The organism is Streptomyces sp. NPDC045778, from assembly GCF_056431945.1.
Genome location: NZ_JBWKJZ010000004.1, coordinates 201,313 through 221,724, shown reverse-complemented (window position 1 = coordinate 221,724; position 20,412 = coordinate 201,313). Strand labels below are relative to the sequence as shown.

Here is a 20,412-nt window from a genome sequence, read left to right as displayed (position 1 = left end):
GCCCGTTACCCATGGGTACCCAAAGCCTCCGCTCAGGCATACGCTCACCGTCATGACGGACTCGCAGGCCCCCGCGGCACCCCTCGGCACGAACCCGATCGCTCAGGCCCCGCGCGGCGCCCGCACCGCCGCCGACGTGGTCACGCCGGAGCTGGTCGCCCACCTCACCCGCGACGTGCTCGGCTCGGGCCGCACGGCCAACCACACGCCGCTCACCGGCGAGCGGCTGGCCGAGCTGCCGGAGTCCACGCCCGATGACGTCGCCACCGCCTTCGAGCGGGCCCGTACCGCGCAGATCGCCTGGGCGCGCACGCCCGTGCGGCAGCGCGCCGCGGTGCTCCTGCGCTTCCACGACCTGCTGCTCCAGCGCCAGGGCGAGGCCCTCGACCTGATCCAGCTGGAGACGGGCAAGGCGCGGCTGCACGCGCACGAGGAGATCCAGGCCGTCGTCGTCGCGGCCCGTCACTACGGCCGCCGCGCCCCCGCCTATCTGAACCCCAAGCGCCACACCGGTGTCGTACCGGCCCTGACGAAGGTCACCGAGCTGCGCCAGCCTCGCGGTGTCGTCGGCCAGATCGCGCCCTGGAACTACCCCCTGGAGCTGTCCATCGGCGACGCTCTGCCCGCCCTCGTCGCGGGCAACGCGCTTGTCATGAAGCCGGACACCGAGACCGCCCTGACCGCGCTGTGGGCCCGGGACCTCATCATCGAGGCGGGCCTGCCCGCCGAGGCGTTCCAGGTCGTGCTCGGCGACGGTCCCGTCGTGGGCCCCGAGCTGGTCAAGCACGCCGACTACGTCTCCTTCACCGGCTCGACGCGCACCGGGCGCGAGGTCGCCGCGGGCGCCGCCGCCCGGCTCGTCGGCGTCTCCCTCGAACTCGGCGGCAAGAACGCCATGCTGGTCCTGCACGACGCCGACGTGGAGAAGGCCGCCGCGGGCGCGGTGCGCGCCTGTTTCTCCTCCGCGGGCCAACTGTGCATCTCCATCGAGCGGTTGTACGTCCACGAGTCGATCGCGGACGCGTTCGTCGAGCGGTTCGCCGCGCGTACCAGGGCGATGCGGCTCGGGTGCTCGCTCGCGTACGGCGCCGAGATGGGCTCGCTGGTCGGCGAGCGGCAGCTGGAGACCACCCGGCGGCACGTCGACGAGGCCGTCGCCAAGGGCGCCACGCTCGTCGCGGGCGGCACGGCACGGCCCGACATCGGCCCGTACTTCTACGAGCCCACGATCCTCGACGGCGTCGAGGCGCCCATGGCCGTGTGCACGGAGGAGACCTTCGGCCCGGTCGTCTCGGTCTACCGCTTCACCGACGAGAACGAGGCGGTGGAGCTGGCCAACGCCACGCCCTACGGCCTGAACTCCTCGGTGTGGACGAAGGACGGCAAGCGCGGCCGCGCCCTCGCCGCCCGCCTGCGCACCGGCACCGTCAACGTCAACGAGGGCTTCGCGCCCGCCTACGGCAGCGTGCAGGCGCCCATGGGCGGCATGAAGGACTCGGGCCTCGGCCGCCGCCACGGCTCCGAGGGCATCCTGAAGTACACCGAGGCACAGACCGTGGCCCACCAGCGCCTCATCCCGCTGGCGCCGTCCTTCGGCATGGACGACGAGAAGTACGCGCAGTTCATGACGACGAGCCTGAAGGTGATGAAGGCACTGCGCCTGCGCTGACGGCAGCGCCCCGAAGGGGCGCGGGGGACCGCGCGACCAGCCACAGACAGCCCGCGGATTGCGAGGAGAGCCGATGCCACAGGAGAACTCCGTCCGGAGCGAGGGCGGAGAGAGCAGCGAGGGGTACGACTACGACGTCCTCGTCGTGGGTTCCGGCTTCGGCGGCTCCGTGGCCGCGCTGCGGCTCACGGAGAAGGGCTACCGCGTAGGCGTACTGGAAGCGGGCCGCCGCTTCACGCGCGCCACCCTGCCGAAGAACTCCTGGGACCTCAAGAACTACCTCTGGGCGCCCGCTCTCGGCCTCTACGGCCTCCAGCGCATCCACCTGCTCGGCAACGTGATGGTCCTGGCGGGCGCGGGCGTGGGCGGCGGATCGCTGAACTACGCGAACACGCTCTACGTACCGCCTGCGGCGTTCTTCGACGATCCGCAGTGGAAGGACATCACGGACTGGCAGGACGAGCTGCGTCCGTACTACGAGCAGGCCAAGCGCATGCTCGGGGTGCGGCTCAATCCAACGACGACTCCCTCCGACGTCCATCTCAAGGCGGCCGCCGAGGCCATGGGAGTGGGCGAGAGCTTCCACATGGCACCGGTCGGTGTCTTCTTCGGTGACGGGCGGGACGCCACCGGTGAGTCAACGGCCGACCCGGGTACGGAAGTTCCCGACCCGTACTTCGGCGGCGCGGGCCCCGCGCGCCGGGCCTGCACCGAGTGCGGCGAGTGCATGACGGGCTGCCGCCACGGCGCGAAGAACACGCTCACGGAGAACTATCTGTACCTCGCCGAGAAGGCCGGCGCGGTCATCCACCCGATGACGACGGTGGTCACCCTCACCGAGGACTCGCGCGGCGGCTACGCGGTGGCCACGCTGCCCACCGACAACAAGCGCAAGGGCAAGGGACACACGTTCCGGGCCCGGCGGGTCGTCCTGGCCGCGGGCACCTACGGCACGCAGACGCTGCTGCACCGCATGAAGGACAGCCATCTGCTGCCGCGTGTCTCCGGGCGCCTCGGCGAGCTGACCCGCACCAACTCCGAGGCCCTGGTGGGCGCGCAAACCTCCGACCGCCGCTACCGCAAGCGCCACGGGAGCGCCCAGGGAGGCCGGGCGGACTTCAGCCGGGGCGTGGCCATCACCTCGTCCATCCACCCGAACAGCACCACCCACATCGAGCCCGTCCGCTACGGCAAGAAGTCCAACGCCATGGGCAGCCTCACCCTGTTCCAGGTGCCCTACACCACCAAGGGCGGCAAGGCTCGGGTCGCGGGCTGGCTCGCCAACTCGGCCCGCCACCCGGTGCTCACCCTGCGCTCCCTGTCGAACCGCCGCTGGTCGGAGCGCACCATCATCGGCCTGGTCATGCAGACCCTGGACAACTCGCTGACGACGTACCGCAAGGAGAAGGGCCTCGGCAAGGGCCTGCTGACGGCCCGGCAGGGCCACGGCGCGCCCAACCCGGACCAGATCCCGGAGGCGACCCGCGCCGCGACCCTCATCGCGGAGGAGATCAACGGCTTCCCCGGCTCGAACGTCGGCGAGCTGATGGGCACCCCCCTCACCGCGCACTTCCTGGGCGGCTGCCCGATCGGCGACTCCCCGGAGACGGGGGTCATCGACCCTTACCACCGGTTGTACGGCCACCCGGGGATCTCCGTCGTCGACGGCTCGGCGGTGTCCGCGAACCTCGGCGTGAACCCGTCGCTGACGATCACCGCGCAGGCGGAGCGCGCCATGTCGTTCTGGCCGAACAAGGGCGGCACCGATCCGCGTCCCGCGCAGGGGGCCGCGTACGTGCGTCTCGCGCCGGTCGAGCCGAAGTCCCCGGCGGTTCCGGCGGACGCCTTCGGGGCGCTGCGGCTGCCGTTCCTCGGGGTGCCGGTGGTGCCGCCCAAGGGGTGAGCCGGGGCCCCCGGGGGCTCCATGGCCTCGGGGTGCTTCCGGTCCTCCTGGGCCCCAGTACGGCGAAAGGACCTGCACCCCCCTCCGAGTGCAGGTCCTTCGCGTCTTGCGGTGGTCTCGTGTCACACCCGCGCGCGGAGCGCGTTACACGGTGTCCGAGTTACCACGGCGGCGCACCACGAACACGGCGCCCGCGCCCGCGACGACGGCGACGCCGCCCACGATGCCGATGGCCGGCAGCGCGGAACTCGACCCGGTCTCGGCGAGGCTGCCGCTGGGGACCGGGGTCGGGGTCGTCGTGACGGTGGTGTGCTTGACGGGCTTGACGCCGCCCTGCGGCTTGGGGGCGGGCCTGTCCGGCAGCTGGATGGCCACGCCCGGGTAGTCGATGTCGCTGCCCGGCTTCAGGACCGTGAACTCGAAGAAGTCGAACGAGCTGTGCGCGCAGCCGAGTTCGGCGTCCGTGTAGCCGCCGAGGCCGAGCGCGTAGCCCGGCCCTGCCGGGGCCTCGGCGCTGATGTCGAGGCGCAGCTCGAGTGCGATCTGCTCGTGGGCGCCGAGCGTGGTCTTGCCGAAGTAGCTGCCGTCCGAGACCTCGTCGACGATCGACTTCCAGCCCTTGGCCGCCGGGTCGTAGTACTGGATGCGCGCGTACGTGCTCAGCCAGTTCCGCTCGTGCTCGCTGTCGGAGAAGTTGTCCACGGCCGCGAGCCAGTTGACCTCGCCCAGCTCGTCGTCGCTGGGGTTGGCCGCGGTCAGCGTGAACTCGTGCCAGCCGCTGCCCGCCTCGATCTTGCCGGGCAGGCCTTCGAGGCTCAGTTCGAGCTTGCTGTCGAGGTCGTCGCCGGTCTCGTCGTCGACCTCGCAGGGTTCGGGGGCGGGGTCCTTCTCGTGGTCCTTGCCGGTGGACGGGGGCTTGTCGCCGGGCTCTTCCCCGGGCTTGCCGCCCGGCTCGCCGCCGGGCTTCTCACCGGGCTTGCCGCCGGGCTTCTCGCCGTCGCCGGGCTTCTCACCGGGCTTCTGCGCGTCGCCGGGCTTGCCGCCGGGCTCGCCGGGCTTGTCTTCGGGGGTGCCGGGCTCACCGGGCTCACTGGGCTCTCCCGGCTTGTCGCCGGGCTTCTCCTTCGGCTCCTCCGCGCCCGGTGGGGGCGTGTCGGAGGGGTCCGGGGTCTCGCTCACGGTCGTGCCCGGCGTCGCGGTGCCGCCCTCGGTCGCGAGCGCGGCCGGGGCCGAGAGCAGCGCGAGCGGGGCGAGTGCGGCGGTGGCCGCCGCGGTGGCCAGGGCACGGCGAAGCTTCATGAAGACCTCGGTGAGTCCGGCGTACCGCGCGTCCCCGCGTGGCACGAAGCTGGGGCCTCCGCGCCGGGGCACGGAAGTGGCCGTAGTTACGCATGCATGACCTGTGTTTACTGTGAATGGTTGCCTCCGAACTCACGTAAAATTTATGTGGTTTGGGTCACACCCCTGAAGGATGTGAAGGGTCCGGGTTGTGCGGCCCGCGCGAGGTGTCGTAGAACTTCCCCCATTTGCAGGCGAGATGGATCCCGCTGGGGAGCAACGGGCGGGGGATGGGGGCACAGTGTCCGTACAGTCGCCGCGTGAGCCCGATGACGAGGCGTCCATACCCGACGAGGTGTGGGCGAGGTTCGCGGAGGACAGTGAGCGGGACATCCGCGCGTCGGCGCCCAAGGAGCCGTCGGCGCGGGCGCGCATGGTGGCCGAGCGGCTGCGCAAGCTGGACGCGGAGGCGGCTCGACAGCAGGCCGAGGGCACGGTGGGGCGCAAACGCCGCAAGCGCAAGGAGGCGGCGGCACAGCCCTGGCGCCCGGACGACTGGCGGGCCGCGCCCACGGGTCCGCGCCGCGGTGGCCCCGGCTCCGGGCGGTGGCGCCAGGTCCGCAGCGTGGTGATCGTCGCGAGCCTGATGGCCCTCGCGATCCTGCTCCTGAGCCCGTACCGGTTCTGGTCCTGGCGAGGGTGACCGTTTGCAATTCGGTGCCGATCGGTGGAACCGCCCGCGGCGATCTTCGGTCGTAGAAGGGGTGCGGGTGACTCCGCATCCGCATCCGGCATTCCGCATGGTGCGGAAGCGGGCTTGGTGGCAACGGCCGGGGCTCCGCGGAACGAGTAGGGCGAAAGTAGGGGGAACGTGAAGTCAGCTGTGTCGCGTGTGGTGGTGGCCGCGTCGGTCGCGGCGACGCTGGGCCTGACCGCCGCGTGCGGCGGCGGTGACGGCGGCGGCCGCGACGGGGGCAAGTCGTCGACGGAGCAGGCGAGGCAGAAGGGGCCGGGCGGCGGCAGCGCGTCATCCGGGAACGGCTCGTCGGACGGCTCGTCGAGTGGCGCGTCGGGCGGTGCGGCCGGCGGTGGCGCCGCGTCGGCCGAGCTGACGGCGGCCTCCCTGGCCAAGGGCGACGTCCGCGGTCACGACGTGACCACGCGCAGGCCGAACAAGCTGGAGGCCGCGTGGGCCGGCGCGGCTGCCTCCCCGGCCGCCTGCGCGCCGCTGGCCGACCTCCTCACGTCCGCCACGCCGCCCGGTGCGAAGGGCCACGTCGGCCGCACGGTCACCGCCAAGGACCTGTCGACGACGGACGTCGAGCTGTACGCGTACGGCAGCGAGGCCGCGTCCACGCGCGCCCTCGCCCGCTTGCGCGCGGCGGCCGAGGCCGAGAAGTGCGCCGCCTTCCGCACCGGCGATCTGCGTTACTTCGGCGTCAAGGCGCTGGCCGCGCCGGACAAGGGCGATGAGGCCGTCGGCTACCGCGTCGGCGGCCGTCAGGACGAGAACGTGAAGCGCTGGACGGTCACCGTCGTGCGCAAGGGCTCCACGCTCGTGTCGTTCGCCGCGTCGAACCTCTACGACCCGCGGAGCGTGGCGCGTGAGGACGAGAGCCGCGAGTACGGCGCCTCGGACCGGCCGTCGGCGGACCGGGCGGACGCTCAGCCGAAGATCCCGGCGGCGGTCATGGACGCGCAGCTCGCCAAGGTGAAGTAGCCGCCGCTCGGCGGACGAGCGAAGGGCCCCGCGGGACGGATCCGCGGGGCCCTTGGCTGTCAGCACCGACGTCAGGGCAGCGCCGGTGCTTCGGGGCGGCGCCGGGGGGAGTACGCCGCTGGCTCGTGTGTCGGTGGTTCGCTTGCCGACTGGTGGTGCGTGCCGCAGGTCGTGCGTGTCGCAGGTCGTGCGTGTCGCTGGTGGTGCGTCTCGCTGGTTGTGCATCCGCCGGCTCGTGTGCCGGTGGCCGCCCCGGCGCACAAGGGGCGCACGGTTGGTTTAGACCAATGGCGGTGAAGTTTGGTGATACGGGGCTTTCCGTTCGCCCTCTACGCATCGTGGAGGATGGCCGGTTCTCCGCGCAACCGTTTCGACTGCATCCACTTGTGCCCGAGGGGAACACCCGAGCGGGAGGTCTTGAGGCCGGTCGGCTCCGGGCGTCCCCGGAGCCGACCGTTCCCTGGGTGACCGGGCTGCTGTCCCCTGCCGTCCGGTCACATCTCTGGGGCGAGGTCCCACGGCGTACGAATGATCCATACGCCTCATCGCCCCAGCGGAGGAGCCACGCGTGGTTCTTTCGGGCCCGCCCCTGGCTGGCACGGACACCGGGACCAACGAAGCCCGTCCGGAACCGGTCACGCGCCGTACGGGTGAGAAGCCGTCCGAACTCAGGTCCGTGGCGCAGTGGTTCCGCGTGCGCACGTGCCCCTCCGGAGCGGGCGCGTCCTCTTAGCCGAGCGCGGCCCGGCGGCTCCCCCGGCCCGCGCCGGGGCGCCTCAGACGCGGCCCCGGCACAGCTCGAGGAGCGTCATCGCGAGCGCGGTGCCGGGCTTGCCGAGCGCGTCCCGGTAGTGGGCGAGGACCTCCATCTCACGCGAGAGGTTCACGCGCCGCCCGCCCGAGCCGATGCGGGCCTCCTGGATCACCGCGGAGACCGCCATCCGTTCCTGGACCAGACCAATGATCCGGTCGTCGAGCGTGTCGATCCGTTCACGGGCACCGCCGATCAGCTCGGCGGCTTCAGGCGTACGGGCTCCCGTCCGCTCGGCGGGGCCCGCGGGTGCGGTCGTACGGGCCGGGGTCGTGGGCTGCTGCGCGGTGGCGGTCATGGTGGGGCTCCTCGCTGGAATCGGCTGGCGTCGGTGCCCCGGAGCGACAGGACCCGGAAACGACAGGACGCCCCGGGCCTTGTCGGCCCGGGGCGCCTGGGAAGTCGCTTGTCAGAGGATCAAGCAGCTCGACCATGGCAGCCGGCGGGCCGGTTGCCATAGGTAAAGAGGAAGCCGAGGTGCTTGTTCACGGGGTCAGTATGCCCCCAGGCGCGCGCGGCGGGTCAAACCGGATGTGTGAGCTGGCTCGCATCGTGAGAGGCGGGGCGAGCGGGGGCGCCGCCCGCCCCACTGCCACGGCCGACCCTGAGCCCCACCACGACGGGCCTCGGCCACGGTGCTGGGCGGGCCCGTGAGCGGGGTCGGGACGGGCCCGCGGCAGGCGCGCGGGGGGTCTGCGGCAGGTCCGGGGCAGGTCCGGGGCAGGCCCGGGGCGGTCGTCGGAAGGCCTGCGTCGCCGGGGGCGGGGGCCCGGGCTCCGTCGGATACGACGAAGGCGCCACGGCCGGGCCCGTTAGAATCGACAAAACAACCCCAGCTCCAACCGCGCGCGCACCCCTCGTGCACCCTTCCGCTCACGAACCTCCTGCGCACGCTCAACGCCGGAAGGCCGCCGCCGTGTCCTCAGCGACTCCCGCTGCCGCCGCTCCCGACACCGTTCTGGTCGTCGACTTCGGAGCGCAGTACGCCCAGCTCATCGCCCGCCGCGTCCGCGAAGCCCGGGTCTACAGCGAGATCGTGCCGAGCACCATGCCGGTCTCCGAGATGCTCGCCAAGAACCCCGCGGCGATCATCCTCTCCGGCGGCCCGTCTTCGGTGTACGCGGAAGAGGCCCCGGCGGTCGACCGCGCCCTGTTCGAGGCGGGCGTCCCCGTCTTCGGCATGTGCTACGGCTTCCAGCTCATGGCCACCACCCTCGGCGGCACCGTCGACAACACCGGCGCCCGTGAGTACGGCCGCACCCCGCTCAGCGTCTCCAAGCCCGGCTCGACCCTCTTCGAGGGCACCCCGGCCGAGCAGTCCGTGTGGATGTCCCACGGCGACGCGTGCAGCGCCGCACCCGAAGGCTTCGCCGTCACCGCCTCCACGAACGTCGTCCCCGTCGCCGCCTTCGAGAACGACGAGAAGAAGCTCTACGGCGTCCAGTACCACCCCGAGGTCATGCACTCCACGCACGGCCAGCAGGTCCTGGAGCACTTCCTCTACCGCGGCGCGGGCCTGAAGCCGAACTGGACCACCGGCAACGTCATCGAAGAGCAGATCGCCGCCATCCGCGCCCAGGTCGGCACCAAGCGCGCCATCTGCGGTCTGTCCGGCGGCGTCGACTCCGCCGTGGCCGCCGCCCTGGTGCAGAAGGCCATCGGCTCCCAGCTGACCTGCGTGTACGTCGACCACGGCCTGATGCGCAAGGGCGAGACCGAGCAGGTCGAGAAGGACTTCGTGGCCGCCACCGGCGTGCAGCTGAAGGTCGTCGACGCCCAGGAGCGGTTCCTCGCCGCGCTCGCCGGGGTGTCCGACCCCGAGGAGAAGCGGAAGATCATCGGGCGCGAGTTCATCCGCGTCTTCGAGCAGGCCCAGGCCGAGATCATCGCCGAGGGCGCCGCGGGCGGCGAGGACGTCGCCTTCCTCGTCCAGGGCACCCTCTACCCGGACGTCGTCGAGTCCGGCGGCGGCACCGGCACCGCCAACATCAAGTCCCACCACAACGTGGGCGGCCTCCCCGAGGACCTCGAATTCCAGCTCGTCGAACCGCTGCGCCAGCTGTTCAAGGACGAGGTGCGCATGGTCGGCCAGGAACTCGGCCTGCCCGACGAGATCGTCCAGCGCCAGCCCTTCCCGGGCCCCGGCCTCGGCATCCGCATCGTCGGCGAGGTCACCAAGGACCGCCTCGACCTGCTGCGCGAGGCCGACGCCATCGCCCGTGAGGAACTCACCGCCGCCGGGCTCGACCGCGAGATCTGGCAGTGCCCCGTGGTGCTCCTCGCCGACGTCCGCTCCGTGGGCGTCCAGGGCGACGGCCGCACCTACGGCCACCCGATCGTGCTGCGCCCCGTCTCCTCCGAGGACGCCATGACGGCCGACTGGTCCCGTCTGCCGTACGACGTGCTCGCGAAGATCTCGACCCGCATCACCAACGAGGTCGCCGACGTCAACCGCGTCGTCCTCGACGTGACCAGCAAGCCGCCGGGCACCATCGAGTGGGAGTGACCCGACCGATGGGGCCGAGCCCCACGGCCGGCCCGGGCCTCCAGGCCCGCCCGCGCCCCCAGGCCTGAGAGCCGGTGCCGCCGCCCCCGCCGGGGACGGCGGCACCGGCTTTCTCACGTCCGCCGCGTCGTACGCACCGGCTGCCCCGGCTTCCACAGCCGCACGGCCAGATACTTCTCCTCCTCGATGGACGTCCGCACGACCTCCGTCAGCTCCACCCGGAACAGGTGGAACGCCGACGGGTCCGGCGGCCGCACCTCGTCCGCGTACAACTTCACCGTCTCCGGGTCGCTCACCTCCACCGCCCGGCCGGAGATCCGCACGTCCCCGCCGCCCATCTCCGTGCCCGACCCCGGATTCGCCTGGAGCGTGCACCGCGGATCGCGCCGCAGGTCCAGTGCCTTGAGCGAGCCCGGCATCATCCCGAGCCACAACTCGCCGTGCAGGAAGCGGACTTCGATGCCCGACGTGCGCGGCGACCCGTCCTTGCGCAGCGTCGCCAAAACGTGGTGGGTGAACTGCCCGAACCGCTCCTCGACCTGACCGGCCAGCTCGGGTTCCGCAGTCGTGAACGCTTCCCAGTTGCATGTCATGCCCACAGTCTGATGCCAATACCAGACACCTTCTGTCCCCCTTCCCGGACCTCCGTGCCCTCGCCAGGCACATCCGGCTCCGGACGCTCTTCCCCAGGGCGGCGTCTCCGGCCGCACCACCGCGCGCGACCCCGCACACCCGGACCGCTTCCGGGTGAACCCCTTCGGCATGCCCTTCGAGCACATCACCGTCAGCGACCTCGTCCTCGCCCACGGGGCGGGCCAGGTCCTCAAGGGGCGCCGCCGCGTCGACCAGGCCGCCTTCGCCGCCCACCCCGAGGTCCAGCTCGCCACCCGCGCCGAACCCGATCCGCTCGCCTGAACCCACCGCGCCCACCGTCCGGCCGGGCCCGTCCGAACCCCGCGTCAACACGCGTGAAACCGGACCACCCCCGCTGACCTGACCCGCGGAACACGCACAGGCGTCCGTACGGCACAATTCCCAGTCATTGCAGGGTAGTTCGCGGGCGTGTGGGCGGCGGCAGAGCCGGTCACGGGTTCGATCACGGCCTCGGCCGAGGGCGGGGAAGGCGGGGTACGCGGTGGCGGTGCAGGAAGCCAGGCAGAGCACGCACGGGGGTGGCTGCACGTGCGGCGACTGCCCGCACGGCGCACGCGAGGGGCATCGGCGTGCCGTGGCCGCCTTCCTCGCCAAGCGCGACGAGTTGGCGGCCGGACAGGGCGTGCCCGCGGCCGTCGTCCACTCGGCGGGCGCTTCCCGCCAGTGGGTGTCGGACGAGCTGACCCAGTCCGCCAAGGCCGTGGCCGAACGCGGGCGCGCCGAGGGGGTGGCCTGGCTCGCCCGGCTGTGGCGGTACACCCTCGCCGCCGTCTGGGCGGGCGTCGTCGCGCTCCTGCTCGTCCAGGCGCTCACGGCCCTCGGCACCGGCTGGACGGACACGCGCACGGCCGGACTGCTCGCCGCGCTCGCCGTGGCCTTCCTGCTCTCCGGTGCCGCGTATCTGCACCGCGCGCGTGGGGGTGTGCTCGCGCCCGTCATCGGCGAGGACAACCGTCTGTCCACCTCGCGTGCCGTCGCCGCCTCCTGGGTGCTGCTCGTCGTCTTCGCCGTGCTCGTCCTCGCGGGTGAACTCGCCACTGCCGCCGATGACGAGCGTGACGCCCTCATCGACGGCCTCCAACTCGACCGCGTCGCGGGCCTGGTGACCGTCCTCGCCGTCGTCTGCGCCGTCGCCGTGCTCGTCCGCCGGGTGGTGGGCCTCAGGGTCCTCGCGCAGAAGCTGCAGAAGGTGCGCGCCGACCGACCGAGGGCCGCAGACCTCCTCACCGACGACTCGGGCCGCGGCCACTTCGCGGACGCCCAGTACCTCCTCGTGAGCACCGCCGCCGTCGTCTTCGTCGCCGTCCGGCTCGCGCGGCGCCCCGAGCAACTGCCCGACCTGCCGTGGGGCCTCGCGCTCCTCGTGCTCGTATCGGCGGCCACATACGTGGCGGGCAAGTACTCCGAAGGCGGCCGGCCCGTGATCCTGTCCGTCGTCCGCGCCCGGGAGGCGGGCGACCTGGACGCGCCGATCCGCACAGGGGACGACATCGAGATCCGCGGCGCGGGATTCGTGCCACCCGGGGCGCAGAGCGCGGACCGGCTCGCCCGGATGGCCGTCCGCATCGGCACCGTCCACGTCCACGTGCCGCTCGTGCCGGTCGCCGGGGGCTTCACCAACCCCTCGGACACCGTCCTGACCGTGCCCGTGCCCGTCGACGTCGAGCCCGGCCGCGTCGACGTCCAAGTGGTCACGGCGGCGGGTGTCGAGACCAACCGCTGCACCATCGACGTGACGGACTGACCGCCCCGCCGCACCAGCCTCCGCACGGACCGTGCGACAGACCGTCCGGCAGCCCGCACCGCGTCGAACGGACGCATGTGCTCCCCCCTTCCGCGTGCCCGGAGCCACCCACCCCGTGGTTTCCGGGCATACCTCGTGCGATCCGCCGCACGCCACTGAGCGGCGGCTCCCTTTCCTACGTATCGTCAGTTGACGGCTCAACGGGAGAGGCGGCGGTCAGCCATGGTTCACGGCATGCGCACGGACACCCACAGCGGCTATGCGCGGCGGAACGACTGGCGGGACACCGCCACCCGATACGCCCTGCTCCCCTTGAGGATCTTCCTCGGTGTCACCTTCATCTACGCGGGCCTGGACAAGCTCACCGACAGCGCCTTCATGAAGGAGAGCGGCACCGGCTCGATCGGCGAGCAGATGCGCAACATCCGTGACATCTCCGCCATCCCCGAGCTTGTCGACCTGGCCCTGAAGAGCCCCGTCGGCTTCGGCTACGCCATCGCCCTCGGTGAACTGGCCGTCGGCATCGGCACCTTGATCGGCCTGCTCGCCCGGATCGCCGCGCTCGGCGGGGCGCTGATCTCGCTCAGCCTCTGGCTGACCATGAGCTGGTCCGCCGAGCCCTACTACTACGGCAACGACCTCGCCTACCTGATCGCCTGGCTGCCCCTCGTCCTCGCCGGGGCTTCCTTCCTCTCCGTCGACGCCTGGCTCGCCCGACGCCGCGAAGCCTCCGGGCTGAGAGTGCGCTAGCCCCGGCCCACCTCGCCCGCATGCGCCTCGCCCGGGCCGGTGGATCGCGGCCCGTCCTTACGGCCGACGGTGCGGCTGCCGCGGCTCTTGCGTATGCCGTGGGCCACGGTCGCCGTGGCGCCCGCGAGGCCCAGACCTCCCGACACGATCGGGATGATCACGAACCAGGGCGTGTCCCACAGGCCACCCGCGTCACCCGCGTAGACAAGGCCGGCGAGTGCCACGAAGACCCCCGCGACCAGCCGGCCCGGCTGGAACTCATGACGCAGCACGTGCCACCTCCGCCTGTCCGACGCCGACCTCGAGCCGCAGGTCGAGGGCGCCCTCGCCCTTGACGCCCGCGGGCGGGTCCAGCGTCACCCTCTTCTGCTTGTCGGGGGCGATGTCCACGTCCTGGCTGTCGTCGCTCGGCAGCTGGATGTCCCCGACGCCCACCTCGATCCTCAGGTCCACCTTGACGTCCTTGGGCACGATCACCTTCAGCTTCCCGGCGCCCACCTCCGCCCGCGTGTGCACCGTCTGGTCCTCGCGGAGGTCCACCCGGCTCAGGTCCAGGGTGGCCACGCCCGTCCCCAGCTCGTACCGCGGGCGGATGTCCGAGGCTGTGGGCGGGGTCCAGCCCTTGCGTATCCAGTCCGTCGTGATGTTCTTCGGCAGGGCCGCGGAGGTGGCGACGAGGGCGGCGATGATCACCGCGAGCAGGATGGAGCCCGCGCCCGTGCGCCCCAGGAAGGCACTGATCGCGATGCCGAGGCCGAGTACGCCGAGGGCGCAGGCGAACCCCGTCTGCAAGCTGGTGCCGAGCGGCTCGTCCTCCCAGGTCAGGCTCGTGCCGAGGCCGGCCGCGAGCAGGGCGGCCAGGAACACCCAGCCACCGATCCAGCGCGCCCCGCGACGTCCGGGCGGCTGCTTGTCCAAGGGCGGCGCGCCCCACGCGGGGGTGTGCCCCGGCGGTGGCTGATACTCCACCGCGATCGAGTCCGGGCCCCAGAAGTACTTGGGTGTGCCCTCGTCAGCGAGAGGGCTGCGCCACCAGGACGGGGCGCCGGTGACGGGCGGCGCCTTCGTCTCCGGCGGGGCGTCCGCGACGGCCTGGGCGGCCGCCGGGTCGGGGTCCGGCGTGCCGCGCTGTCGCGACCAGTACCCCGCACCGGCGAGGAGGAGGCCGAGGACGGCCGCGAAAGTCAGTGCTCCGCCATTGCTGATGAGGGTGAGGAACACACCGCAGCCGACGAGGGCGAAGAGGACCGCTGTCAGGGCGTGGCCGTCCACTCGGGCGGTCAGCAGTCGTCGCGCCTCGTTCTCCTCCTCCCCCTCATAGGGAATGAGCAGCCACGCGAAGCCGTAGAAGACCAGGCCGATACCGCTCGTGACCGCGAGCACGGCCAGGCCGATGCGGAAGATCACCGGGTCCATGTCGCAGTGCCGGCCGAGCCCCGCGCACACACCGCCCAGCTTGCGGTGCCGGCGGTCGCGGCGGAACTTCCGCTCGCGCGTGATCTCCGGCCCGCCCGGCTCCTCGGCCGTGGCGGACAGATGATCGCGCGGCGGGGCCTGCGGGCCGGGCGCGGGCTGCTGATCTGTCATGAGTCCATGGTGACGGCCCCGCCCCGCCCGCGGCAGTCGGGACAACCCTGGCCGAACCCTGATATCACCCCTGACGGCCCCGGAGCCGAGACCCTGACGCGGGGCCCCGCGCCCCGCGACCGCCCGCCCCGCGACCGCCCGCCTTCGACCTCGCGACCGTCCTCGCGACCGGCCCGCGACCGGCCCGCGACCGGCCGGTGACCGGCCCCGAGATCAGGGGAGTCTCGGGGATCGACCCTGATGCCCCGGCCCTCGCCCGCGTGTGACCATCGGTGGCATGCCAGACGCCGCAGCAGTACCCATCGAAGACGAGCGGCCGCTGCGGAAGCTCTACCGCAGCGGTGAGGGCCGCCTGCTCGGCGGGGTCGCGCGCGGTCTCGCGGGCCACCTCGGGCTGCCCGTCATCTGGGTGCGGCTCATCTTCATCGGGCTCTTCACGGCGAACGGCCTGGGCGCGCTGCTGTACGCGGCGTTCTGGTTCTTCGTGCCGCTCGGCGTGGGCGGCGTCGCAGCCCAGCGCGCCGCCGTGGTGACCACCGAGACGGCCCCGGACGGCCGCCGCAGACTCGTCGCCCGCAAGCCGGACAAGGGCCAGATCGTCGCGCTCCTCGCGATGCTCGCCGTCGCCATGGTCTTCGTCGGCAGCGTGGACCTCGGCGGCCCGACGAAGGCGTATCTCTGGCCGACGCTGCTCGTCGCCGCAGGTGTCGCCCTCGTCTGGCGCCAGGCGGACAACGCCCGGCGGGCCCGCTGGATGGAGGTCGGCCGCAAGCGCCGCACCCTGACGCTCGCCCGGACCGCGGCCGGAGTCCTCCTCGTCGGCGTCGGCGTGTCCGGCATCTTCGTGCTGCGCGGCTCCGCGTCCGACCTGGGCGCGGCGTTGCAGGCGGCGCTCGCCGTGCTCGTCGGCATAGCCCTGCTCGCGGGCCCCTATCTCGTCCGCATGACGCAGGACCTCTCCGAGGAGCGGCTGATGCGCATCCGTGCCCAGGAGCGCGCCGAGGTCGCCGCCCACGTGCACGATTCGGTGCTGCACACCCTGACGCTCATCCAGCGCAACGCCGACAGCCCGGGCGAGGTCCGCCGCCTGGCCCGGGCCCAGGAGCGCGACCTGCGTGCCTGGCTGTACAAGCCGGAGGGCACCGGCAAGGAGGAGGCGGAGGAGCCCGACACCCTCGCCGAGGCGGTCCGGCGCAGCGCCGCGGAGGTCGAGGACAAGCACGGCGTCCCCATCGAGGTGGTGGTCGTCGGCGACTGCCCGCTCGACGAGCGCCTGACAGCACAGATGCAGGCAGCGAGGGAAGCGATGGTGAACGCCGCCAAGTACGGTGGCGAGGGCGGTGCGGTGCAGGTCTTCGCCGAGGTGGAGGGGGAGACGGTCTTCGTGTCCGTCCGCGACCGCGGCCCGGGCTTCGACCTGGACGCGGTACCGGACGACCGCATGGGCGTACGAGAATCGATCATCGGCCGCATGCAGCGCAACGGCGGTACGGCGCGGCTGCGCACAGTGCCGGGCGGCGGCACGGAAGTCGAGCTGGAGATGGAGAGGACGGCGGCGACATGAGCGACGCGACCGAAGCGAGCGGGCCCGTGGATCCGGCCGCCGGGGCAGTGGAAGCCGGGGCCGAGGGCGGGGCCGGCGCCGCGCGGCGGGTGAAGGTCGTCCTGGTCGACGACCACCGGATGTTCCGCACGGGAGTGCAGGCGGAGATCGGCCAGACCGAGCGCACGGGTGTCGAGGTCGTCGGCGAGGCGGCGGACGTCGACCAGGCGGTCACGGTGATCACGGCGACGCGGCCCGAGGTCGTGCTGCTCGACGTGCATCTGCCGGGTGGCGGCGGAGTGGAGGTCCTGCGCCGCTGCGCGCCGTTGATGGCGGACGTGGAGAGCCCGGTGCGGTTCCTCGCGCTGTCGGTCTCGGACGCCGCCGAGGACGTCATCGGCGTCATCCGGGGCGGCGCCCGCGGCTATGTCACCAAGACCATCACCGGCACCGACCTGGTCGACTCGATCTTCCGGGTCCAGGAGGGCGACGCGGTGTTCTCGCCGCGCCTCGCCGGGTTCGTCCTGGACGCCTTCGCGTCGACGGACGCGGCGCCGGTAGACGAGGACCTGGACCGTCTCACGCAGCGCGAGCGCGAGGTCCTGCGCCTCATCGCGCGCGGGTACGCGTACAAGGAGATCGCCAAGCAGCTGTACATCTCCGTGAAGACGGTCGAGTCGCATGTGTCGGCGGTCCTGCGGAAGCTCCAGCTGTCGAACCGGCACGAGCTGACGAGGTGGGCGACGGCACGGCGACTCGTCTGACGGCGCCGCCACACCCCGCACTCACGCCACCCGCGTCGCCCCCGCGAACGGCATCTGGTCGATGGGGGCCAGGCGGACCGGGGCGCTGGGGTTGGGGGCGTGGATCATCTGGCCGCCGCCCACGTAGAGGCCGACGTGGCTGATGCCGGAGTAGAAGAAGACCAGGTCGCCCGGTTGGAGTTCGGAGCGTCCGACGCGACGGCCCGCGTCGATCTGGGCGTAGGTCGTGCGTGGCAGCGAGACGCCGGCCGCGCGGTAGGCGGCCTGGGTGAGGCCGGAGCAGTCGAAGGCGTTGGGGCCCGTGGCGCCCCATACGTAGGGGCTGCCGAGCGCCTTGTGGGCGTACGCGACGGCTTGTGCGGCGCGGGCGGTGGGGGCCTTCGCGGTCCCGGTAGGGGCCGTGCCGCGCGTGTCGGCACGGGAAGCCCGGTCGGAGCCCGCGGGGCTGTCACCGCCGTCACCGCCGTCGCCGCGCTCGGTGGCGGCGAGGCGTGCCCGTTCGTCGGCGGTGAGCCGGGCGAGCAGCCGCTTGGCCTCGGCGAGCTTGCCGGTGACGGTCTTCTTGTGTTTCCTCAGGTCCGCCTGGCGCGTCTTGAGGTCCCCGAGGGTGTCGTCGGCCTCGGTGTGGAGCTGGTCGAGTTCCCGGACCTGCCGCCGTACGTCGGCGACCTCGGCGGCCTGACGTCGGCCCGCGCGGTCGGCGAGGGCGGCCCGGTCGAGGAAGGCGTCCGGGTCGGCGGAGAGCGCGAGCCGGACGGACGGGTCGATGGCTCCGGTGCGGTACTGGGCGGTGGCCAGGGAGCCCAGGCCCTGGCGCGCGGAGTTGAGCCGCTCCGTCTTGCGGGCGGCCTCGTCGCGCAGGTCTCGTAGGGACTCCTCGGCGCGGTCGGCCTTCTCCTTGGCGCCGTTGTACTTCTCGGTGGCGACCTCCGCCTCGCGGTAGAGCTGGTCGACCTTGGTCTTCACCTCGCCCGGGGAGAGGCGTGGCTCGGCGTGTCCTGTGCCCTCGAAGGCGGTCGCCGTGGCGGCCGACGCGAGGGCGAGAGTGGCGGCGGTGCGGGCGGTATGGCCGCTGAGCGGGCGCTGTTTCGGCTTGCGGTGCTGTGCCACGGAGGCTCCACGTCCTTCCACAGTGGCCAGGTCCGGGTCCGGCGGCGCCTCGCACAGGGGGGACGGGGCGCCGCCGGACTTCTCGGCGGTGGTGCCCGGCTGCCGTCCCTGGTCCGGACGACGGTGGGGAGCCGGTCACCGGTCATGGACGCTAAACCTCGCCGTCACCGGGTCGTGCCCTGTTGTGCGGAAGTGGCGCCCGCGGCCCGCTCGTGACCGGACGCGACCACCTCGGCGGCCGGTCGGAGTCCGCTTCACCCGCTCCTGTGACCGATGTGGCGTTTGTGGCCCACCTGCCTGATGGGGGGTGATACGGGCCCGGTTAGGCTCCGCCCCATGGACGTACTCATCCATCTCTTCGTCGGCCTGCACATCATCGGCATCGCCTCGCTCCTGGGCGGCTTCCTGACCCAGATGAAGGCGATGGGTGAGGGCACGGCCCGCTTCAGCCCCGCGATGCTGCACGGCGCGCTCACCATGTTGATCACTGGCGTGGTCCTGGTCGGCCTGAACCAGGCCGACGACAACGAGGTCAACAACCTCAAGATCGGCATCAAGATGGCGGTCCTCGTCGTGATCCTCGGGCTGGTGTACCTGAAGCGGGACGAGGAGAAGGTGGACAAGGCGATGTTCGGCGCGGTCGGCGCGCTGACGACGGCGAACATCTTCATCGCCGTCCTGTGGACGTAGCCGCCCGCCGCCCACGTTTTCGGCCCTCTACGGAGAAGAGCGAATCTTCTCCGTAGAGGGCCGAAAAGTAGAGGGCCGAAAACGTGTCGCCGTCCTACGGAGACGTGGCTCAGGCGGGCCGGACCACGCTGTGGATCGGCATGTAGTAGATCGACTCGACGCGTACGTTCGCGCCCGGCTTGGGGGCGTGGATCATCTTGCCGTTGCCTATGTAGATCCCGACGTGGCTGATGTCGTCGTAGAAGAAGACCAGGTCACCGCGTTTGGCGCTGGAGGTGGACACCTTGGTGCCGGCCTTCACCTGGTCCCAGGTGGTGCGGGGCAGCGAGATCCCGGCGGTCCTCCACGCGGCCTGTGTGAGCCCCGAGCAGTCGTACGAGCCGGGGCCGGTGGCGCCCCACACATAGGGCTTGCCGATCTGCTGCTCGGCGAAGGAGATCACCTTCTCGGCCTTCGCGGCGTACCCGCCGCCCGTGCTCCCGGAACCGGAGCCGGAACCGGAACCGGAACCCGGGCCCGAGCCGGAATCCGAGCCGGAGCCGGAGTCGGCGCCCGACCCCGCCCCCGTCCCGGACCCGGCCCCAGCCCCCGAGCCTTCGCCGGAGCCCCGCTCCCGCTCGCGCTCCCGCCGCGCCTCCTCCGCCTTCCGCTTGCGCTCCGCCTCGGCCTGCTCACGGGCCAGCTCGGCGGCCTTGCGCCGGGCGGCCTCCTGCTTCCGCTTCTCGATGGCGGCGAGCCGCGCCTTGTCCTCGGCGGTCAGCTTCGAAAGGAGCGTGCGGGCCTCGCCGAGCTTGGCCTGGACGGTCTGCTTGCTCGTCTTCAGCTCGTCACGGGAGGCGCCGAGCGTCTTCAGGCTCTTCGCGGCCTTCGCGCGCTGCTTGGTGGCCGCGACCTGCTGGGTCCGGTAGTCGTCGACCGCCTTCTTCTGGCGGCTGGTGAGCCGGTCCGCGAGGTGGTTCTGGTCGAAGAAGCCCTTCGGGTCGTCGGCGAGCATCATCGCGGCGGTCTCGGAGACGGCGCCCGTGCGGTACTGGGCGGCCGCGAACGAGCCGAGCCGCTGACGGGCCTCGTTCAGGTCGTCCGTGCGCTCGGCGACGTCGTCCAGGAGCTTGTCGACGTGCTTGCGCTGCTTGTCGGTGCGTTCCTTGGCCGAGTTGTACTTCTGGGTGGCCACGCCCGCCTGGTGGTACAGGTCGTCGACCTTCTTCTGGACCTCTTCGAGACTCGGCTCGGCGGGCCCGGTGGGCCGTGAGGGGGCGGACGGCGCCGCGTTCGCGCTCTGTGACAGGAGCGCTACGGAGGTCAGCGCGGCCGTGGTGATGCCGAGGCCGGGGGCGGTGCGCGCCAGGGGTGAGCGGGTGCGCGGCTTGCGGTGCGACGCCAAGGGAGGCGACTCCTTCCGTGGACCGCCTACCGGGTTAGCTGTCGGGTTCGGGCGGTTCGGAAGGGCTGCCCTACCGGCCCGTACGCGGTGCGGCGGGACGGATTCACCCCAAGATCATGGTGGGTCCCCGGCTCCGGGCGCGCCGGGATCGGCGCGCGTGGGACTCGGCGGAGGCCGCGCGGCCCGGCGTGGTTCGCCGGTTTGGGGGGACGTGCGGCCCGCGGAGCACGCTAGCCAACTCCTGTGGCGCGGGGGAAGATTGATGTTCGATATGCCCGATACATTTTCGTGACTTTATG

17 protein-coding genes, 1 pseudogene and 1 riboswitch are annotated in these 20,412 nt (G+C 72.2%); of the genes and pseudogenes, 11 read left to right on the top strand and 7 right to left on the bottom strand.

Annotated elements, in window-relative coordinates; translation table 11 throughout:
• The first annotated feature begins 52 nt into the window (after positions 1–52).
• On the top strand, positions 53–1,669 hold the full coding sequence (locus tag AC07GB_RS07045; protein WP_478842405.1) for a succinic semialdehyde dehydrogenase: 1,617 nt from the start codon (positions 53–55) through the stop codon (positions 1,667–1,669).
• 73 nt (positions 1,670–1,742) lie between these two features.
• The gene (locus AC07GB_RS07040) at positions 1,743–3,572 is read left to right on the top strand and encodes a GMC oxidoreductase (RefSeq protein WP_478842403.1); all 1,830 of its coding nucleotides are present in this window, start codon (positions 1,743–1,745) and stop codon (positions 3,570–3,572) included.
• A gap of 144 nt (positions 3,573–3,716) precedes the next feature.
• On the opposite strand, the gene AC07GB_RS07035 is transcribed toward AC07GB_RS07040, so the two are convergent.
• On the bottom strand, positions 3,717–4,871 hold the full coding sequence (locus AC07GB_RS07035) for an LAETG motif-containing sortase-dependent surface protein (protein WP_478842401.1): 1,155 nt from the start codon (positions 4,869–4,871) through the stop codon (positions 3,717–3,719).
• 280 nt (positions 4,872–5,151) lie between these two features.
• On the opposite strand from AC07GB_RS07035, the gene AC07GB_RS07030 reads away from it, so the two are divergent.
• Both AC07GB_RS07030 and AC07GB_RS07025 read left to right on the top strand, forming a co-directional pair.
• The gene (locus AC07GB_RS07030) at positions 5,152–5,553 is read left to right on the top strand and encodes a hypothetical protein (protein WP_478842399.1); all 402 of its coding nucleotides are present in this window, start codon (positions 5,152–5,154) and stop codon (positions 5,551–5,553) included.
• Positions 5,554–5,721: 168 nt separating this feature from the next.
• Positions 5,722–6,570 (top strand): hypothetical protein, encoded by an 849-nt coding sequence (locus AC07GB_RS07025; protein ID WP_478842397.1) that lies wholly within the window; start codon positions 5,722–5,724, stop codon positions 6,568–6,570.
• 776 nt (positions 6,571–7,346) lie between these two features.
• On the opposite strand, the gene AC07GB_RS07020 is transcribed toward AC07GB_RS07025, so the two are convergent.
• A complete protein-coding gene (locus AC07GB_RS07020) occupies positions 7,347–7,679 on the bottom strand; it encodes a chorismate mutase (protein WP_478842395.1) in 333 nt (110 codons plus the stop codon).
• Between the two features lie 618 nt (positions 7,680–8,297).
• Here AC07GB_RS07020 and guaA point away from each other — a divergent pair.
• A complete protein-coding gene (guaA, locus tag AC07GB_RS07015) occupies positions 8,298–9,887 on the top strand; it encodes a glutamine-hydrolyzing GMP synthase (RefSeq protein ID WP_478842393.1) in 1,590 nt (529 codons plus the stop codon).
• Positions 9,888–10,000: 113 nt separating this feature from the next.
• Here the strand turns inward: guaA and AC07GB_RS07010 are convergent, their stop codons facing one another.
• Complete coding sequence (locus AC07GB_RS07010) at positions 10,001–10,480, bottom strand: pyridoxamine 5'-phosphate oxidase family protein (protein WP_478842391.1); 480 nt, start codon at positions 10,478–10,480, stop codon at positions 10,001–10,003.
• Positions 10,481–10,580: 100 nt separating this feature from the next.
• Between AC07GB_RS07010 and AC07GB_RS07005 the strand changes: the two are divergent.
• The 3 genes and pseudogenes from AC07GB_RS07005 to AC07GB_RS06995 all read left to right on the top strand — a co-directional run.
• Positions 10,581–10,799, top strand: a pseudogene (locus AC07GB_RS07005) (class II aldolase/adducin family protein); the annotation flags it as partial.
• A gap of 223 nt (positions 10,800–11,022) precedes the next feature.
• Entirely contained in the window at positions 11,023–12,285 is a 1,263-nt protein-coding gene (locus AC07GB_RS07000; RefSeq protein WP_478842389.1) for a hypothetical protein, read from the top strand.
• A 222-nt stretch (positions 12,286–12,507) separates the two neighbouring features.
• Positions 12,508–13,035, top strand: a complete 528-nt coding sequence (locus tag AC07GB_RS06995; RefSeq protein ID WP_478842387.1) for a DoxX family protein — start codon at positions 12,508–12,510, stop codon at positions 13,033–13,035.
• Here the strand turns inward: AC07GB_RS06995 and AC07GB_RS06990 are convergent.
• Complete coding sequence (locus tag AC07GB_RS06990) at positions 13,032–13,307, bottom strand: hypothetical protein (RefSeq protein ID WP_478842385.1); 276 nt, start codon at positions 13,305–13,307, stop codon at positions 13,032–13,034. The genes AC07GB_RS06995 and AC07GB_RS06990 overlap by 4 nt on opposite strands.
• Positions 13,294–14,622, bottom strand: a complete 1,329-nt coding sequence (locus tag AC07GB_RS06985; RefSeq protein WP_478842383.1) for a PspC domain-containing protein — start codon at positions 14,620–14,622, stop codon at positions 13,294–13,296. The genes AC07GB_RS06990 and AC07GB_RS06985 overlap by 14 nt, the downstream gene beginning before the upstream one ends.
• A 277-nt stretch (positions 14,623–14,899) precedes the next feature.
• Here AC07GB_RS06985 and AC07GB_RS06980 point away from each other — a divergent pair, with 277 nt between their 5' ends.
• Positions 14,900–16,186 (top strand): PspC domain-containing protein, encoded by a 1,287-nt coding sequence (locus AC07GB_RS06980; RefSeq protein WP_478842381.1) that lies wholly within the window; start codon positions 14,900–14,902, stop codon positions 16,184–16,186.
• Entirely contained in the window at positions 16,183–16,929 is a 747-nt protein-coding gene (locus tag AC07GB_RS06975; RefSeq protein WP_478842379.1) for a LuxR C-terminal-related transcriptional regulator, read from the top strand. Before AC07GB_RS06980 ends, AC07GB_RS06975 begins: the two co-directional genes overlap by 4 nt.
• 21 nt (positions 16,930–16,950) lie before the next feature.
• Here AC07GB_RS06975 and AC07GB_RS06970 read toward each other — a convergent pair whose 3' ends face one another.
• Entirely contained in the window at positions 16,951–18,039 is a 1,089-nt protein-coding gene (locus AC07GB_RS06970) for a C40 family peptidase (RefSeq protein ID WP_478842377.1), read from the bottom strand.
• 336 nt (positions 18,040–18,375) lie between these two features.
• Between AC07GB_RS06970 and AC07GB_RS06965 the strand changes: the two genes are divergently transcribed.
• Positions 18,376–18,729 (top strand): hypothetical protein, encoded by a 354-nt coding sequence (locus tag AC07GB_RS06965; RefSeq protein ID WP_478842375.1) that lies wholly within the window; start codon positions 18,376–18,378, stop codon positions 18,727–18,729.
• Positions 18,730–18,838: 109 nt separating this feature from the next.
• Here the strand turns inward: AC07GB_RS06965 and AC07GB_RS06960 are convergent, their stop codons facing one another.
• Positions 18,839–20,113 (bottom strand): C40 family peptidase, encoded by a 1,275-nt coding sequence (locus tag AC07GB_RS06960; protein ID WP_478842373.1) that lies wholly within the window; start codon positions 20,111–20,113, stop codon positions 18,839–18,841.
• Positions 20,114–20,121: 8 nt separating this feature from the next.
• Positions 20,122–20,277, bottom strand: a riboswitch (cyclic di-AMP (ydaO/yuaA leader).
• Between the last annotated feature and the right edge of the window lie 135 nt (positions 20,278–20,412).

Bases quoted from the DNA above. Each gene is read 5' to 3' on its own strand.
- AC07GB_RS07045 (WP_478842405.1), top strand. From the start codon at position 53: ATGACGGACTCGCAGGCCCCCGCGGCACCCCTCGGCACGAACCCGATC.
- AC07GB_RS07040 (WP_478842403.1), top strand. From the start codon at position 1,743: ATGCCACAGGAGAACTCCGTCCGGAGCGAGGGCGGAGAGAGCAGCGAG.
- AC07GB_RS07035 (WP_478842401.1), bottom strand. From the start codon at position 4,871: ATGAAGCTTCGCCGTGCCCTGGCCACCGCGGCGGCCACCGCCGCACTC.
- AC07GB_RS07020 (WP_478842395.1), bottom strand. From the start codon at position 7,679: ATGACCGCCACCGCGCAGCAGCCCACGACCCCGGCCCGTACGACCGCA.
- AC07GB_RS07010 (WP_478842391.1), bottom strand. From the start codon at position 10,480: ATGACATGCAACTGGGAAGCGTTCACGACTGCGGAACCCGAGCTGGCC.
- AC07GB_RS06995 (WP_478842387.1), top strand. From the start codon at position 12,508: ATGGTTCACGGCATGCGCACGGACACCCACAGCGGCTATGCGCGGCGG.
- AC07GB_RS06985 (WP_478842383.1), bottom strand. From the start codon at position 14,622: ATGACAGATCAGCAGCCCGCGCCCGGCCCGCAGGCCCCGCCGCGCGAT.
- AC07GB_RS06980 (WP_478842381.1), top strand. From the start codon at position 14,900: ATGCCAGACGCCGCAGCAGTACCCATCGAAGACGAGCGGCCGCTGCGG.
- AC07GB_RS06975 (WP_478842379.1), top strand. From the start codon at position 16,183: ATGAGCGACGCGACCGAAGCGAGCGGGCCCGTGGATCCGGCCGCCGGG.
- AC07GB_RS06965 (WP_478842375.1), top strand. From the start codon at position 18,376: ATGGACGTACTCATCCATCTCTTCGTCGGCCTGCACATCATCGGCATC.